18 protein-coding genes are annotated in these 16,960 nt (G+C 33.8%); 6 read left to right on the top strand and 12 right to left on the bottom strand.

Going from position 1 to position 16,960, the window contains the following annotated elements; all coding sequences use genetic code 11:
• Nucleotide 1 precedes the first annotated feature (1 nt).
• Nucleotides 2-3,028: a T9SS type B sorting domain-containing protein gene (locus tag R2782_RS07000; RefSeq protein WP_371267378.1), complete on the top strand. Its 3,027-nt coding sequence runs from the start codon at nucleotides 2-4 to the stop codon at nucleotides 3,026-3,028.
• Nucleotides 3,029-3,070: 42 nt separating this feature from the next.
• On the opposite strand, the gene R2782_RS06995 is transcribed toward R2782_RS07000, so the two are convergent.
• The 11 genes from R2782_RS06995 to R2782_RS06945 all read right to left on the bottom strand — a co-directional run bounded on the left by R2782_RS06995 (nucleotide 3,071) and on the right by R2782_RS06945 (nucleotide 13,039).
• The gene (locus R2782_RS06995; protein WP_371267376.1) at nucleotides 3,071-3,790 is read right to left on the bottom strand and encodes a DUF4369 domain-containing protein; all 720 of its coding nucleotides are present in this window, start codon (nucleotides 3,788-3,790) and stop codon (nucleotides 3,071-3,073) included.
• Between the two features lie 25 nt (nucleotides 3,791-3,815).
• Nucleotides 3,816-5,123, bottom strand: coding sequence for a DUF819 domain-containing protein (locus R2782_RS06990; protein WP_371267374.1), 1,308 nt, complete (start codon nucleotides 5,121-5,123; stop codon nucleotides 3,816-3,818).
• A 165-nt stretch (nucleotides 5,124-5,288) separates the two neighbouring features.
• Nucleotides 5,289-7,148 (bottom strand): peptidase M61, encoded by a 1,860-nt coding sequence (locus tag R2782_RS06985; RefSeq protein ID WP_371267373.1) that lies wholly within the window; start codon nucleotides 7,146-7,148, stop codon nucleotides 5,289-5,291.
• Nucleotides 7,149-7,249: 101 nt separating this feature from the next.
• Entirely contained in the window at nucleotides 7,250-8,647 is a 1,398-nt protein-coding gene (locus R2782_RS06980) for an alpha/beta hydrolase family protein (protein WP_371267372.1), read from the bottom strand.
• Nucleotides 8,648-8,715: 68 nt separating this feature from the next.
• Nucleotides 8,716-9,000: a TIGR03643 family protein gene (locus tag R2782_RS06975; protein WP_371267371.1), complete on the bottom strand. Its 285-nt coding sequence runs from the start codon at nucleotides 8,998-9,000 to the stop codon at nucleotides 8,716-8,718.
• Between the two features lie 71 nt (nucleotides 9,001-9,071).
• Entirely contained in the window at nucleotides 9,072-9,347 is a 276-nt protein-coding gene (locus tag R2782_RS06970) for a DUF2805 domain-containing protein (RefSeq protein WP_371267370.1), read from the bottom strand.
• Between the two features lie 85 nt (nucleotides 9,348-9,432).
• Complete coding sequence (locus R2782_RS06965) at nucleotides 9,433-10,272, bottom strand: sterol desaturase family protein (protein WP_371267369.1); 840 nt, start codon at nucleotides 10,270-10,272, stop codon at nucleotides 9,433-9,435.
• 36 nt (nucleotides 10,273-10,308) lie between these two features.
• Nucleotides 10,309-10,911, bottom strand: coding sequence for an alpha-ketoglutarate-dependent dioxygenase AlkB (locus R2782_RS06960; protein WP_371267368.1), 603 nt, complete (start codon nucleotides 10,909-10,911; stop codon nucleotides 10,309-10,311).
• A gap of 66 nt (nucleotides 10,912-10,977) precedes the next feature.
• Nucleotides 10,978-11,685, bottom strand: a complete 708-nt coding sequence (aqpZ, locus tag R2782_RS06955; RefSeq protein ID WP_371267367.1) for an aquaporin Z — start codon at nucleotides 11,683-11,685, stop codon at nucleotides 10,978-10,980.
• Nucleotides 11,686-11,700: 15 nt separating this feature from the next.
• Nucleotides 11,701-12,060 carry a DoxX family protein gene (locus tag R2782_RS06950; protein ID WP_371267366.1) on the bottom strand — a complete coding sequence of 120 codons (360 nt, stop codon included), beginning with the start codon at nucleotides 12,058-12,060 and terminating at the stop codon, nucleotides 11,701-11,703.
• Nucleotides 12,061-12,142: 82 nt separating this feature from the next.
• The gene (locus R2782_RS06945; RefSeq protein ID WP_371267365.1) at nucleotides 12,143-13,039 is read right to left on the bottom strand and encodes an EamA family transporter; all 897 of its coding nucleotides are present in this window, start codon (nucleotides 13,037-13,039) and stop codon (nucleotides 12,143-12,145) included.
• Nucleotides 13,040-13,184: 145 nt separating this feature from the next.
• On the opposite strand from R2782_RS06945, the gene R2782_RS06940 reads away from it, so the two are divergent.
• Both R2782_RS06940 and R2782_RS06935 read left to right on the top strand, forming a co-directional pair.
• The gene (locus R2782_RS06940; protein WP_371267364.1) at nucleotides 13,185-13,337 is read left to right on the top strand and encodes a hypothetical protein; all 153 of its coding nucleotides are present in this window, start codon (nucleotides 13,185-13,187) and stop codon (nucleotides 13,335-13,337) included.
• A gap of 220 nt (nucleotides 13,338-13,557) precedes the next feature.
• The gene (locus R2782_RS06935) at nucleotides 13,558-13,677 is read left to right on the top strand and encodes a hypothetical protein (RefSeq protein ID WP_371267650.1); all 120 of its coding nucleotides are present in this window, start codon (nucleotides 13,558-13,560) and stop codon (nucleotides 13,675-13,677) included.
• Between the two features lie 99 nt (nucleotides 13,678-13,776).
• On the opposite strand, the gene R2782_RS06930 is transcribed toward R2782_RS06935, so the two are convergent.
• Nucleotides 13,777-14,691, bottom strand: a complete 915-nt coding sequence (locus R2782_RS06930) for a LysR family transcriptional regulator (RefSeq protein ID WP_371267363.1) — start codon at nucleotides 14,689-14,691, stop codon at nucleotides 13,777-13,779.
• A 288-nt stretch (nucleotides 14,692-14,979) separates the two neighbouring features.
• Between R2782_RS06930 and R2782_RS06925 the strand changes: the two genes are divergently transcribed.
• Genes R2782_RS06925 through R2782_RS06915 form a run of 3 tightly spaced genes read left to right on the top strand, consistent with a single transcriptional unit; the run spans nucleotide 14,980 to nucleotide 16,931 of the window.
• On the top strand, nucleotides 14,980-15,282 hold the full coding sequence (locus tag R2782_RS06925) for a hypothetical protein (RefSeq protein ID WP_371267362.1): 303 nt from the start codon (nucleotides 14,980-14,982) through the stop codon (nucleotides 15,280-15,282).
• Nucleotides 15,269-16,111, top strand: coding sequence for a DUF6671 family protein (locus tag R2782_RS06920; protein ID WP_371267361.1), 843 nt, complete (start codon nucleotides 15,269-15,271; stop codon nucleotides 16,109-16,111). Before R2782_RS06925 ends, R2782_RS06920 begins: the two co-directional genes overlap by 14 nt.
• The gene (locus tag R2782_RS06915) at nucleotides 16,062-16,931 is read left to right on the top strand and encodes an L-threonylcarbamoyladenylate synthase (RefSeq protein ID WP_371267360.1); all 870 of its coding nucleotides are present in this window, start codon (nucleotides 16,062-16,064) and stop codon (nucleotides 16,929-16,931) included. Before R2782_RS06920 ends, R2782_RS06915 begins: the two co-directional genes overlap by 50 nt.
• Nucleotides 16,932-16,960: the final 29 nt, after the last annotated feature.

The raw sequence follows: 16,960 nt of genomic DNA, 5'->3' as shown, positions 1-16,960 counted from the left end.
AATGAATCGATTCGTTAAACTTATTATATTATTAATTTTATTTTGTCCGCTTGTCAATTTTGCTCAATTAGGCTTTTGTACGGGAAGTAAAGGAGAACCTATTTTTACTGAAAATTTTGGGAATGGTACTAATTATGGTCCGGCTCTAGCTCCGGGAACAACCAATTATAATTTTGTGGTCGGTAGCCCAAACGATGGCAGTTATACACTTTATTATCGTACCAATCTATACAGTACTTGGCATTATTCGCTTGATCACACACCGGATGTTTCCAATGGAGTGAATGGAAAGGCTCTTATTGTTAATGCCAATGCCAGTACCACAGGAGATTTTTACAAAAGAGTTGTCACAGGATTATGTGTTAACACAACTTTTGAATTTTCGGCTTGGGTGATGAATGTTTATAATCCCGGTTCTTGGTTTTGTGGTGCAAGTGAAATTCCGATTAATGTGCGGTTTGAAATTTGGAATGAAACAGAGACAGTACTTTTAGGTTCTGGCGATACCGGAAATATTATAGGTACTGCTTCGCCCATTTGGCAACAATTTGCAATAGTATTTACAACCGGCAGCGAAACATCTGTGGTTTTAAAAATGAAGAATAATGGAGTCGGGGGTTGTGGAAATGACTTGGCAATAGATGATATTGAATTTAGAGCTTGTGGTGAATTAACAACCATTACTAGCCCACCTCTTTCAGGACAAAACTATGAGGCCTGTTCAGATGAAATTCCATTGTCATTAACCCTTCAAGCATCTACTACAGGTATTTTACCACATTATTACCAATGGCAATACAGTAGTGATGGCGTTTCATGGACAGATATTTCAGGAGAGAATGCATCAACTTACACAGCAACAAATATTACTGATTCCGCATATTTTAGAGCAAAAGTAGCACAAGATATTGCAAATTTGAATAATGATTTTTGTTCTACAATATCAAACGTTTTCAGTATATCCTTTCAAAATTCTCCCGCAGCAGCAGTGAGTAACGGAGATATTGTAATTTGTAGTAGTGACAGTTTTCCAATGCTTTCGGTTACAGCCGAAGCAGGTCAAGGAGTAGATTGGTATGACGCAATCACAGAAGGTAATCTGTTACAGTCTAATTCAACGACATTTACTCCTACAGCAGCCGGAATTTATTATGCAGAGACTTTTGATTTAAGTTCAAATTGCCATAGCAATACCCGAACGCCGGTATCCTTGACTATTGTGCCTTTTCCAATAGCAACTATTTCTGCTGTAACACCTATTTGTATGGGAAACAGCACAGTTGTTTCGTTTAGTGGTACACCAAATGCCGAAATAACCTATTCTATTGATGGAGGAACAAATCAATCTATTACCTTGGATGGTAGTGGTTTTGCGAGTTTATCGACACCTGTTTTAAATGCAGTTACCACTTATAGTTTGGTCAATGTAGCTTCTTCAATTTTGTCTAGTTGCAATCAACTGATTTCAGATTCTGTAACGATTACACTTAATCAACCGCCAACAGCAACTATTTCGGGAGGTCAATCACTTTGCTCAGGTGAAACAGGAACTATACAATTTATTGGAACCCCAAACGCAACGGTTTTTTATTCTATTAATGGAGGATCTAGTCAATCTACTGTTTTAAATACTGCTGGAGAGAAATCTGTTGCGTTTTCCAATATTACAAGCACTACAATTGTTACACTCATTGAAGTAAGGACATTAGGCGTAAATGGTTGTTCGCAAGCAGTCAATCAATCAACTACCTTTACAGTTGTGCAACCACCAACTGCCTCGCTTTCTATTAATACTGCTTCTGTTTGTTCAGGAACCCCAGTAAATTTAACCTTTACCGGAACACCAAACACAAAGGTACTTTATAGTAGTAATAATGAACCTAATCAAACAATAACATTAGATCAAAATGGTATAGCAACTTATACCACAGCGGGTATTACTTCAACTACTGTATTTCAATTAATTAGTGCAGAATTACTGCAAAGCCCGTTTTGTTCTCAATTAATTGCCGATATTGAGACTGTTACCATCAATCCGTTACCGATTGCTTCATATATGGGAAATTTATCTTATTGTTCCGAGGATACAACGGCAATTTCACTTTCCTCAAATTTGATTGGCACTTCTTTTTCTTGGACAGCTACTCAAAATGGAGTCACAGGAGCCTTGGACGGTAGTGGAGATCAAATTATCCAGGTGCTTTCAACCGATTCTGGCGGAACTGTTACTTATACAGTTACTCCTTCTTACAACGGTTGTGCCGGAAGTCCAATTTCAATTGTTGTAGAAGTATATGCAATTCCAATTCCTTCCTTAACGGATGGGGCCATTTGTATTTCAGAAAACAGTACTGCTCAATATTATTTGTTTGATACCGGACTTGATCTTTCAACACATGGTTTTACCTGGTATTTTGAAGGAGAAATAATTCCAAACGCTGACGGGAATACTTACGAAGCAAATCAAATTGGTGAATATGCTGTTGTAGCAACACATCTTATTTCAGGATGTATATCACCAATTGTCAATGCAATGGTTATTGAGTCTGTTTTGGGAGAAAGTTTAGTTATTGAACATTCAGAAGCGTTTAGTGAAACCCCAACAATTACCATAACTGTTGTAGGCGGTGAGGGACCGTTTTACTATCAACTGGATGATTTTAACTTCCAAACTTCTAATGTGTTTTATAATGTAGCTCCCGGTTTTCACACTATCACCGTGATAGATGATAGTTCTTGTACATATTTGACTGGAACAGCTACTATTATTAATTATCCCAAATTTTTTACTCCGAATGGAGATGGTATAAATGATACTTGGAACATTTTAGGGGTAGATGCTACTTCAGTTATCTATATTTTTGACCGCTATGGTAAGTTGATAAAGCAAATCAGCCCGTTAGGAACTGGCTGGGATGGAACCTATAAAGGGCAACCTGTTTTTTCAAACGATTATTGGTTTACAATTGATTTTTTTGAAAATGGTCTACCAAAGTCATTTAAATCACACTTTAGTTTGAAACGATAAACACCTAGCAACGGTCAACTATTTTGAAGTTGAATAACTTATTTATTTCTCCTCTTTTCTTCTATCTTCAATATATTTTGTAAGCATTTTGCCGTATTTGGAATTGGCTACTTTAGGAGACATAGCTTTTTGAATGGTGTCTAAATATTTCAATTGAGCATCGTGTACTTCAGATAAAGCTATGTAAGGACTCACTTCATGTTCTTTTTGGTTCAAAGCAAAGTTAATAGTGTATAAGTACTTCCGTTTAATTAACTTTTCATTTGCCTGTTGTATACTATCTAGCGTAGACAGGTTGTTTTCTTGTTTAGCTTTAATTTCTTTTTCCAATAATACAAGTTGTTCGTTGGTAAATCGGGAGTTGATTTTAAGAAAATCTTGAAAAAGTTCATGGTTTTTAGATCCTTTTATTTGAGCATTAGCATAAAAAGTTTCCAAAGAAGTTTCGATAGAGAGGTTTCCGGGTTCAGCAAAAACCACTAGGTTATTATCAAGAGAATTCGACTGTCCGCGGTCTAAAAATAAATACAACATTTCGGGGGAATCAATTTTTAAATGGCTTTCAAATACTGAGTTTCCATCAAAAATAATGGAATCCATTACCATTAAAGTAGAATCTTGAAGCGTTTGAATATATAATTTACCTTGCTTAATTCCTTTTATATTTCCACTAATGTGAAGGTTATATTCGTTGTTGTTTTCTTGTTTTTTACAAGCGATAAAGAGATTGAATGCTACGAAAAGCAATGCGATTTTTTTCATTTTTTTTAAATCGTTTTTTGTTAAATTATTGAATTGGTGCTGAAATTTCCATTAAATAGGCACAAAGCAAAGCTCCATATGTTCCCACTACATAACCAAATACCGCTAGCAGTACGCCAACGCTTGCTAAAGAAGGGTGAAATGCAGAAGCGATTATGGGTGCAGAGGCTGCTCCACCAATATTAGCCTTACTTCCCACGGCGAGAAAGAAAAAGGGAGCTTTGATTATTTTTCCAACGGCGACTAATAAAAGTACGTGAAAGGCCATCCAAATCAGCCCCACAATTAATAGTCCGGGATTGCTGAGAACGGAACCTAGATCCATTTTCATTCCGATGGAAGCAACTAAGATATAGATGAATACACTTCCTATTTTACTGGCACCTGCTCCTTCGTATTCCTTGAGTTTTGTGTAGGAGAAAATGATACCAAGTGCAGTAGCAAAAGTTACCATCCAAAAGAAGCGGTCTCCGAATGTGGAGACAAAACTAGTGGGGTCGTTAACGGCTTCGAAATTTGCTTTCAAAATATCTGAAATAGAGTTGCTTCCCCAATGCGAAAGTCCGACTGCCGTGAAGGCGATTCCCAAAATAATCATTAAATCGGTTAGAGTTGGGTTTCTGGTTACGCTTGCTGCATAAGTCGAAACTTTATTTTTTAGTTCTTCAATTGAACTGTTATCGGCCTTTAACCAACCGTCTATTTTCTCTTTTCTTCCAATTCCAAACAATAGAACCGCCATCCATATATTTGCTACGACAATATCTACCAGTACCATTGCACCGTATTTTTCTTGATTGTATTTAAATACTTCTAACATAGCTGCTTGGTTTGCTCCACCACCTATCCAGCTTCCTGCCAAAGTTGAAAGTCCTCTCCAAACGGCATCAAAACCATTACCCCCAACAGTTTCAGGTGAAAAAATAGACACAATGAGTATAGCGATAGGTCCACCCAAAACAACACCAATTGTTCCGGTAAAAAACATGATTAACGCTTTGGGGCCTAATTTAAACATTGCTTTTAAATCAATACTCAAAGTCATTAAAACTAAAGCAGCAGGTAAAAGATAGCGACTGGCCACAAAATAAATGGACGATTTTTTTGTTATTGATTCTCCATTTTCAGCTATTTCATTCCATTCAGGAGAAATAATATTTAGCGAACTAAAGACAGAAGGAAGCAGATAACACATTAATAACGAAGGAAAAATGACGTAGAATTTTTTCCAAAAACCTTCTTTGATGGAAGATGTATAAAATACAAAAGCTAACAGAAAAAGTAATAAACCGAACACGATAGTATCGTCTGTAATGTAAGGAGCTTTTTTCATTCCATTTAATTTGGCTGCAAAATAGGGATTTTTTCAAAATTTTTGAATTGTTTTTTTATTGGTATGATAAAAAGAAGCACGAACTCAAAAATTAAATCAGTATGTAATTGTTTAAAAAAAATCCCTGAAACTTTCGATTCAGGGATTAGAAAAAAGTTTTTCTTTTTATCCTTTGAGCCACGCTTCGCGTAGTGTTTTTTTAGTTTCGTCGGTTGCTTGATAGCCATCAATTTCATCCATCGGAATTGTAACGTTTCCTTTCAAGGTAAGTTCTTTATCTTCTCTTTTAATAACAAAAGTTATTGGGTCATTTTCCTGCCATGACATACTTCCCACTATCATATCATAAATATTGTCTAAGTTGTATTTTGTTTCGTTGATGGATACAATTATATCACCACCTTGTAAGCCTAACGATTTCATAAAGTCGTTTAATTCGATACCGGGCAGAATAATAATTTCTTTAGAAGTTGGGTTTACTGTTATGTAAGGAACTTGTCCTTTTAAGAAAATGTTTCCGGGAATTTGCACTTTGGTTTTGGTTACACCTACTTTTCCGAAAAATTCTTCATAGTTCAACGGAGTGCTTCCCGACACGTAAGTTTCTAAAAACGTTCTGATTTCCGGATAGGTTAACGAAACAATTTTATCAAATAATTCGTTGTCCTCAAACGGTTTTTCATTGCCATATTCTTTAGAAAGTTTTTGCATTAAATCTAATATTCCCGTTTCTCCATAACTTAGTTCTCTAAGTTCAATGTCTAAACACATGGCAATTAAGGCTCCCTTTTCATAAACATTCAAATAGGCATCTTTATATTCTTTTTTCAAAACCTCGGCACTCATTTTAGTAAAGGGCATTGTATCACTAAATCGTTTAGAATTAGTTATTTTTCCTGCCATTCTTTCATAAAATTCACTTTCATCAATCAACCCTTGATTGACTTGAAATAAATTAGCAAAATATTCTGTGATTCCTTCATACATCCACAAATGTTGAGACATTTTAGGGGTATTAAAGTCAAAATAGTGTATTTCTTTGGAATGTACACTCAAAGGTGTAACGATGTGGAAAAACTCATGGGAAACTACATCTATCATACTTTGGTTAAGTTGATCAGCCGGCATCGCCTCAGGAAAAACTACTACTGTTGACGTATTGTGTTCCAAAGCCCCAAAACCTTTTGCATCTTCTTTTTCGTAATCAGATAAATAGAGTAAAATAGCGTATTTTTTTGTGTTGTTAATAGGACCTAAAAACCTTTTTTGAGCCTTCATCATTGTTTCCATAGCAGGTTTAAAATCTTCAGCTGTGTATAAGCCTTTCGGAGAATGAACACTAATGATAATTTCCATATTATCTACCATAAACGAAGCACTTTTGCCTTTGGTGTACATAATTGGATGATCGGCCAATTCAGCATAACGAGAAGTTTTGAAAACATCAACGGTATCACTATTATCCAAATCTATCATAGCCGAAGCACCATTTAAATGTGTTGGTTTTATTACTTTTAATTGGTATGGAAGTTCATTTAAGTCCTTAAAGTAACCAATGAAAGCATGTGTGTTAATCACAAAATTTTCACCTTCTAAAATATTTGTTCCAGCCGGTGAAAAAATATCACCTTGTCCAAATTGAGTGCCTGATTCTGAATCGAAAGTGTCATTAATTAAGTAAGAAACGTAAGCTAACTTTTTAGCGTTTTTAATAGCCCATGAATTTTCATCCATTTTGGCGACAGTGAGTTCTTTTCCTTTGCTATCATAAGCTTTAAAATTATCTGCATATCGGCCGTAATCGTCTTCCGAATAGGTTCCGGGAACTATTTTGGGTAGGAAAAATGTTGTTTCCTCAGTCTTAATTTTTGGTGGAGTAATTTTAACAGACACTCGGTCGTTATTGATTTTTACTAAATCAAGCTCAACTTGAATTTCGTTGCTTTTGTTTTGTGCAAAAGCAATTATACTAGTTAAAATCAAAAAGCTGCTTGTGCATACAAGCGATAAAAACGATTTTTTCATAAAGGTATAAATTTTATCATAAGTAGTGATATGAGTAATAATGTTACAAAGGACAATAAAAAGATTTATTACACTATTTTAATTTTACGATTTTGGTAAACTCATTTGGTTTGATTAAGTATCCATTCTCTCATATCTGATAAAACTTGTGGAGAAAAGGTTTGTTCAATTTCACGGTATTCTTCTGTTGAACCCGTTATACATTCTTGAAAAAGATGATTTAAATTTGGGTATTTTTTGATTGTGATTTTTTTGTTGCCGCCTTTTGCTAAGGCTATTTTAATTCCATCTAAATTGGATTGAGCAGAAACCTGTAGGTCTTTATCTCCATTTAAAGCAAGCACAGGGCATTTTACTTTTTTAAGATATTCTTCAGGTTTAAATCGCAAAAAATTTCTAAACCAAGGATATGATACACTTTCCACTTGTTGATTTATCATCAACGTTCTTTCATTTTCGTTTAAATTTATGGATGCTGAATCTTTATATAATTGTGCAACAAAGACCTTTTCTAAATCTGATTTTAATGCTTCATTAGTTAAGTCACTTTTCGCTAAATCATAGACACTTTTGTTTATTTTCTGCACTTCAGCAATTTCATTATCTGTTGCTCCACTCACTTTGGCAATTAAAAAAGTTTGTTCCATGAGTAATTCGTCACACGGAATTCCGGGAGCAGCTAACAATACAATAAAACTGATGCTTTTATCTCTGGAAGCAACAATAGGGGCAATCATACCACCTTCACTGTGACCAATTAATCCTATTTTTTTGGTATGGATACCTTTTTTAGTTTTAATAAAAGAGACGGCAGCTTCAATATCTCCTGCAAAATCATGCGTGGTGGAAGTCGCCGGATTGCCTCCGGATTCTCCTACGCCACGGTCATCGATTCGTAAAACACCAATCCCATTTTTTGTTAAATAATCAGCGATTACCCAAAAAGGTTTATGGCCGAGAATTTCAGAATTTCTGTCTTGTTGTCCACTTCCAGAAATTAAAATTACTATTGGAAAATTACCGGTCTTTGGAGTGGTTAATGTCCCACCCAGCGTTATCTTGTCCTTTTTATTCGAAAAAGTGACATCTTCTATAATATAATCAAAAGGGGGGCTTGGTTCTTGTGGTCGGTTTAACTTTTTTAAAGGTGTTTGTGTTCGGCTCAAATGAAGGGGGAAGTTTTGTCCGTTTTGAGAAAAAATGCCTTCGAATTCATTATTTTCATTCAATTTGCCGGAATATGAAAATTTGGCTTGTTCAAAATTAAATACTAATGTTTTGTTTTCAAAAGTAACCGATGAAAGCGGAATTCCTTTTGCATTTTGTTGAGGAATATCCATTGTTCCTGAATAAGCAGTTTCATTTTTTTGAAATTCCAAACTAAAAAACAATTCACTACCCATAACATTTAATTTCCCAAACCATTTTCCGGATATATCTTCCTGAGCATAAGGGATAAAACAACTCAAAAGCACAAAAATTAAAACAACTCTATTCATTAGGATTGATTTTGGTTCAAAATTCTATAAAATTACAAATCATTTTAGTAAAAGTGTGTGCTTTGTTTTTATCTTTTCGAAATCTTATTTCCTGTAATTTGTCTTTGGAGTTTACATTTAAATCGATTGGTTCCTTTTTCACGAAGCTTGGCATGTTTTGTAGCTCTAGATTGTACCCGTTCACGCCACATTTTGAAACTGGAGGGCTTCATCTCCCGTCTCATAAGTTTAATAATTTCTTGTTCAGAAATACCAAATTGGTAAGTAATGGCTTCGAATGGTGTGCGATCTTCCCATGCCATTTCTATGATTCTGTCTAATTGATTGATGTTAAATACATTTGTTGTTTCCATAAGCACAGTAAAAATATAACAAAGAAAAGTTAAAATAAAAAAACTCTTGTCGAACAAGAGTTAAATTTATACTAATCAAATTTGTTTTTGATATAATATTTGCTGTCTAAATCATCATCAAAGTCGTCAATGATGGGTTTGGGTTTGGGTTTGTTGGCTGCAACTTTCTTTTTCCAAAGTTCAAAATTGTCTTTAGAAAGTCTTTTTTTCATTATTTCGGTTACTTCATTTTCTGAAATTCCGAATTCAACTTTAAGTACCTCAAAAGGTTTTTTTTCCTCTTGAGCCATACTGATCACGCGTTCTATTTCTTCGTGAGTCAGTTCCACTCTTTTACTTTTTTTCATTAGTTCAAAAGCACATTAATTTTTTATTACTTTTTTTAAATTTTTAATCAATATTAAGAAAAAAATAAATTACTTTTTCAAACCACTATACTTTTTTTAATTCGTCTTTTGGAATAAGACTTTTTTGAAATGGTATTTTTACTAAATTACCCAATTCATTATGCTCATTTGGTTGCATATGTGTGTCAATTCCATAGACTATTTTTTCTCTATCTAAATACGAGTAAGTTCCAAAAATTCTATCCCAAATAGAAAAAATATTACCATAATTGCTATCAGTATAGGGTAATTGATAATGATGGTGAATTTTGTGCATATCCGGAGAAATAATTAAATAGCTCAATAGCTTATCCAGTTTTTTTGGAAGTGGAATATTAGCATGATTGAATTGTGAAAAAATAACCGAAAGTGATTGATAAAGAAAAATCATCCACATAGGACTTCCTACAATTAAAGCACCAAGTATAGTAAAAGCAAATCGAATCACACTTTCTCCCGGGTGATGTCGGTTTGCTGAAGTAGTATCAATCCAAGTGTCGGTGTGATGAATAAGGTGAAATCGCCATAAAATTTTAATTTTATGTTCAACGAGGTGGACTAAATAAGCACTTATTAAATCTAAAAGTAATAAGCCAATTATCAAATACAACCAACTGTTCATTTCGGGAAGCCATTGCAAAATTCCAAATTGCTGTTTTATGGTAAAATCAGCCACAAATAGAAGTATAAAAGCCATTGCAAAATTGACAATAATTGTGGTTACTGTAAAAAAAATATTAATTCCGGCATGGTTGTATTTGTTGTAATTAAACTTAAAGAGCGGAAAAGCATTCTCAATCAACCAAAAAAAAGTAATACCACCCACCAAAATCAACCCTCTGTGAAGAGAAGGGATGGTTTCAAAGTAATCGATAAGCAGATTCATAGTGATTTTTTTTACTAAAGTACTAAAATATAAAGACTATTTGATTATTCTAAAAGTCAGATTGATTCGCGGACCTATTTGTTTAGATGTTTTTGGTAGTTGGTGTTTCCAAAAGTGTTGAGTAGTACCTTTCATAATCAATAGACTGCCATGTTCGAGCTTGATTTTTAATTTTGCTTCTTTGATAGAATTATGTTGAAGATGAAAAATTCTTTCTTCCCCAAAGCTAACAGAAGCAATAGTGGGATTTTTTCCTAACTCTTTTTCGTTGTCTGCGTGCCAACCGTTACTGTCTTTTCCATCTCGATACAAGTTCAAAAGTACTGTAGTGAAGTTTTCTTGACAAACAGTTTCAATTTCATTTTTAATAAAGAGTAATAACGGATTCCATTTGTGGGGCTGCATAATAATACTAGAATAGGAATAACTTTTACCCTCATTACCAAATAATGCGGTAAGTCGAGGTTGAAGATGAGTTTGCCCAAATAATGTAATATTGTCTTGTTGCCAAGGGATTTTTGTTATTAATTGTTCAAATAATAGGTTTGCTTTTTCATCAGAAAAAAAGCCCTGATAATATTCGATTGTTGCATCCGGCAGGTTAAATGTTATTTTTTCTTTGGGAAATAGTAGGTTCATAGTGTAAAAATAAAAAAAAGCGATAGAAATTACTACCGCTTTTCGTAATCTTAGGATTGAAATTTGTTAGTTTTTGTGGTTTTGTAATACGTTTTTATATATAAGTCCGGCGACTAAAGCTCCGGCAATAGGAGCAATCCAAAACAACCAAAGTTGCATCAAAGGTTCACCACCTACAAAAATAGCTTGAGATGTAGAACGAGCCGGGTTTACAGAAGTATTCGTTATAGGTATACTGATTAAATGGATTAACGTTAATGCTAAACCAATGGCAATACCGGCAAATTTACCGTTTGCAAATTTATCTGTTGCTCCCAAAATAACCAATAAAAAAAACAGAGTTAAAACAAATTCGGTAACAAAAGCGGCCATCATAGAATAACCTGAAGGCGAAAAAGCACCGTAACCATTGGAAGCAAAAGCACCCGCCTTGGTGTTGTCAATTCCAAGAAAACTGTCTTGACCGTTCATAATAAAATAAAGTGTTCCTGCAGCCGCTAAAGCTCCCACGCATTGTGAGAAGATATAAGGGACAAGTTCCTTCGAATCAAATCGACCACCTGCCCAAAGGCCAAATGATACAGCCGGATTAAAATGTCCGCCGGAAATATGACCCACTGCATAAGCCATTGTTAAAACACTTAGACCGAAGGCTAAAGCTACGCCGGCAAAACCAATACCTAAATTAGGAATTCCTGCCGCAAATAAAGCACTTCCGCAACCGCCGAAAACTAACCAATAGGTTCCAAAAAATTCTGCAAAAAGTTTTTTCATGTTCAGTTTATTTAGTTAATATTTAGTGTATAGAAAAGCCCATTTTATTAAGGCTATTTGAAAAGGTAATCGTATGAAAAGTAACCATTTAGGTAGTCCGAAAGAGACTTTTTTATGTTGATACATATATAGATTTGCCGGAAAAACGGCTATGAGCAAAGCAATAATTCCCCATGAAGCGAACATTGTAATTTGTGGTACACACAGAAGAATTCCTAGAATTACCTCGGCGAATCCTACAATTAAATTCAATTTTTTAGGATTGGAAAAATAGGGAGGTATTATTTTTATATAAATTTGAGGACGTCTGAAATGATTGAATCCGGCTAAAATATATATAGCCGCCATGCAATAAAGATGCCAAGGTAAATTCATAAAAACCAAAATCAGTATTGCGAATTTATAAAAAAAATGTTAAAAAATTATATTTGTAGAATTAATTCTATTAAGAAATTGCTTAAATATTTTTAGTAAAGTTAAGATTCATAATTATAATAGCGAGAACTATTAAAGCAATTCCAATCCATTGTATGTAATTGACCTCTTCATTCAAAAGAAAAAAAGCCATGAAAACAGAAATCGGTAATTCTAATGAAGATACTATACTTCCTAATCCAATTCCGGTTAAGGGAAACCCTGCATTCAGTAACAGCGGAGGGATTATTGTACCAAAAAGAGCTAAAATGATTCCCCATTTAAAAAAAATCTCAAAATTAAATGGTGTGTTTTGCGTGATTAGAGCAAAGAAAAAAACAATCACAGCTCCTCCTAATAGCATATAAAAACTCCTTTGAGCGGCAGAAATTCCTAACGCAATTCGATTGGCAGTAAACATTGTGGTGGTAAAAGAAGCAGCGGCAAGAATTCCCCAAAACAATCCTCTCCAATCTAAGCTAATTTCGTTTTTAAAAAGGTTTGTTGCTAAAATAGTTCCTATCAAAACAATCAAAACAGCAATCATTTTTTGTAGAGAAGGAAGTTTTTTGTCTAAAATCATTTCTAGTAGTACACCCATCCAAACGGTCTGCATTAATAAGACTATGGCAACAGAAACATCAATATATTTAACACATAAATAATAAAAAACACTGGTCATTCCCAATGAAGTTCCTGCCAACATTAACTGAAAAATGTTCTTTTTTGTGGCTTTTACAAGGGTGTTATCATTTTTAATTCGCTGAAAAGAGTTGATAATCAAAACACCAATTATACCCAATATAAATTGAGCCGTAGTTACTTCGGCAGTGGTGAAACTTTCTTGATAAGCAAGTTTAACAAAAGTGGCGAGCATACCATAACTGGTGGCTCCTAAACCAACTAAAAAAACTCCTTTTAAAACTTGGTTTGTAGACATAATTTTATTTTAAAAAGCCGGCAAAGATAAGGAAAAGTTGTGAGTTTAAGGAGGTAAGTTTCAGGTTTCAAGTTTTAGGGTTTAGGGTTTTTTGTGCTGATAATACTTTTTTTTAAATAATTTTTAGTTAGAACTAAAAAAGTCTATGAAAAAGTTACTCTTATTCTTCGTTTTGAGTTTCTTCTATCTCAACCATACGTCAACAACAATGGAGATGAAAAATTACACTCCTATTCACAATGAAGTAATGACTTTTTGTAAAGAAAAGCAATTCAATCAAAATTTTTATTTTAAATAGATATTTTTATCTACACGGTAAAAAATCGCTTTTTTGTATATGATTTTAAATCTAAAACAATTTTTGATAAAAATTCAGTGACACACTGTGTCTGTGATGTATTTCAAGATAATCCTGATAAATATAAAACAGCAAGATTTAGTAATGTTTCCAAAAGCAATTGCTCAATGAAAGCAAATTTAAGATTAAAAAACTCGATTACAGTTCATGGGGTATTAATGTGAAATATTGGTTGCACGGTTTGGAATCAACCAACAATAATAAGGTTAAACGTATAGTGGTTTTACACACATGGAATGCAGTTTTAAAGATGAAATTTATCCAAGATATTCACCATTAAGTTGGGGTTGTCCAGCTGTTTTCGATTAATTTATGACAGTTTTGGATGAAAAATTAAAACCGTTGAGCAACCGGTTTTGTTGTGGATTGTCGAGTAATTTTAAAACCAAGAAAATTTCTCTTTCATTATTTTTGTTTTATTACTCAATAAATATTCCGTGAATGCTTTTGCAACAGGAGAGAGATTTTTTTGTTTGAGCCAAATTAAACTCCAAGTTGATTTTAAAGGCAATCCTTTGATTGGAATAATATGTAAATCGCCATTGTTTAACTCATTTTTAATACCAATCAACGGCATAATGGAACAACCTAAACCAGCAATAACAGCTTGTTTTACTGCCTCATTTGAAGTTAATTCCATTTTTTTAACCAATTGAAGCTTGTTCGATTCTAAAAATCGCTCCATCACCTGTCTAGTACCGGAACCTTTTTCTCTATAAATGATAGGAATATTTTCAATGATGGATTTGTTATTCATTTTTTCCGAAAAAATATATTCTTTGTTTCCTACAAAATAAAGCCTGTTCTCCATCAAATCAATTTTTTCAATATCCATATTTTCCGGTAAAAGGGAAACGAGAGAGAAGTCTACTTCATTGTATTGCAAACTTTCAATCACTTTAAGTTTGTTCGTTACATCAAGTTCTAATTCTACGGCTGAATTTTCTTTCAGAAAATCGGTAATAAAATAGGGAATTACATATTTACCCGTAGATACCACCGATATTTTTAAACGACCGGATAATTGTCCCTTAAACGAGGAAGTTTTATAGTTTATGGCCTGAATTTCGTAAACAATTTTTTGGGCAGCAAGTGCAATTTCCTTGCCGAAATCGGTTACATACAATTGTCTACCAATTACTTCTGTTAGCGGAATATCAAACTGATCCTGAAATTTTTTCAATTGAATAGAAACAGCCGGTTGTGTTAAATGTAACGCCTCCGAAGCCTTAGTAATGCTTTTGGTTTCTGTAATCTTTAAAAAGATGATTAATTGGTGTAACGTATAATGCATAAATATTTTTTATGTATTTCATTACAAATATAAATAAAAATATATAAAATGTTTTAAGGAAATTTGCACTATTAAATTTTATCTAATGAAAAAAATAATTAACAAATTCGGTTTTATTTACTCTTTAGTCTGGCTTTTTACAGGTTTAATAGCAACCTTAATACAACCTAATAATGTTATTTTAAATTTTTATTTAGGACTCGGAATCTTGTTTACACTCTATTTTTTTAAGTCCAAGAAACTGAAAATTGAATAATCAAAAATTGAACATTTTAAAAACACATCACTATGAAAACAAATTTAACCTTCGATCTCATCAACGGAACATTCCAACCCACAGAAGCCAAAAATGTTTTGTTTACATTGGTAAAAGATAAAATTAATTTTCATGAATTGGAAATGTTCAGTGCCTATGAAAGATATGGAATAGAATTACCTCATTCTAAAAAAAGGGTTGCTGAACTAAAGAATTCATTACTCAAAATTGAAGAAACCATCAAAGAATTAGAAAAGTCAAATGCTGATATTCAAATTACTGGAACAATTGAAATAATAGCTGTTGAAAAGAAAGAGAAACATGAAGTTTTTTAATGGAAGAAAACTCATCATTGCTACAAAACACCAAAAAGAAAGAGTGATTTTACCATTAGTCAAAGCGAATATGCATGTTGATGTTTTTGTACCGACGGATTATGATACGGACAAGTTTGGCACTTTTTCGGGCGAGATTACCAGAACTAGTAACGCCTTGGAAACAGTAAGGAAAAAATGCCTTGATGCTATGAACCATTATGGATATGATTTAGGAATTGCTTCTGAGGGTTCATTTGGTCCGCATCCCAGTTTGTTTTTTGCTCAAGCAGATGATGAATTATTAATTCTGATTGATCAAAAAAATAATCTTGAAATTATTGCTCGAGCGGTTAGTTTAGAAACTAATTTTTCCGGAGAAAAAATTCAATCTTATGAACAATTGATTGAGTTTGCCAAACAGGTTCACTTTCCATCGCACGGTTTACTTTTAAAAGATGGGGAAAACCAATTTTCAAAAATTCATAAAGACATTTTGGATTGGGAACAGTTAAAACTAAGTTATGATTCTCTTACTGAACATTCGAAAGAGATTTGGGCGGAGACAGACATGCGGGCTCACCGAAATCCAACTCGAATGCAAATAATTGAGCAAGCAACACAAAAGCTGATAAAGAAAGTTGCTTCACTTTGCCCAAATTGTCAAACACCAGGCTATGATGTTAGGGAAGTTGTTAAAGGACTTCCTTGCAATTGGTGTAAATCTCCCACTTCATCAACTTTAGCTTTACGCTATGCCTGTCAAAAATGTAGTCACACAACGCTTGAAGAATATCCAAATGGAAAACACTATGAATCACCCGAATTCTGCTCCAACTGCAACCCCTAACAAAAGAGGAAGCATTACAAAATCTGTTAAAAAAGCAGCTTTTTATTTAAACAAAGGCGAGGTGGTTGCCATACCCACCGAGACGGTTTATGGATTAGCAGCATCAATTTACAATGAAAATGCACTAAAAAAAATATTTGAAATAAAAGATCGCCCTTATTTTAATCCGCTAATTGTGCACATTGATTCTTTGCAGTCTTTAAATAAAATCGCAATTAATGTCCCTGAAGTTGCCTACCGTTTAGCGGATAAGTTTTGGCCGGGTCCGTTAACTATGATTTTTGAAAAAAATAAATCTATTTCAACTATAATTACAGGCGGAAAGAATACTATTGCCGTACGAATGCCTAATCATCCGCTCGCCTTGGAATTAATAAAAACAGTTGATGTTCCACTGGCAGCACCAAGTGCTAATCCATTTGGGTCAATAAGTCCAACTTCGGCCAAACACGTTGAAAAATATTTCAAAAACAAACTCGATGTTATTTTGGATGGGGGACCTTGTTCCAAAGGAATTGAATCAACCATCATCGGTTTTAAAAATAATGAAGTTGTAATTTATCGCCTAGGATCTCTTTCAATAGAAATGTTAGAGTCAGTAGTAGGCCCCGTTAGTGTTAGAAAACATACTCAAAAAACCCCCATTGCACCGGGAATGTTGGACAAACATTATGCTCCAAAAACCCCAATGATTTTATGTGACAATCCTATTAAAACGGCATCAAATTTAATCGGGAAAAACATTGGCCTAATTGTATTTGATAAAAAACACTTTGCACCGATTATCAAATTGAAGTTTTATCACCTGGTGGTGATTTAGAAGAAGCAGCAAAAAATCTATATGCAGCC

It is taken from the genome of Flavobacterium sp., assembly GCF_041392085.1.
Classification (GTDB): Bacteria; Bacteroidota; Bacteroidia; order Flavobacteriales; family Flavobacteriaceae; genus Flavobacterium.
The sequence above is the reverse complement of the archived record's forward strand: the minus strand, read 5'-3'. Positions and strand labels throughout refer to the sequence as shown.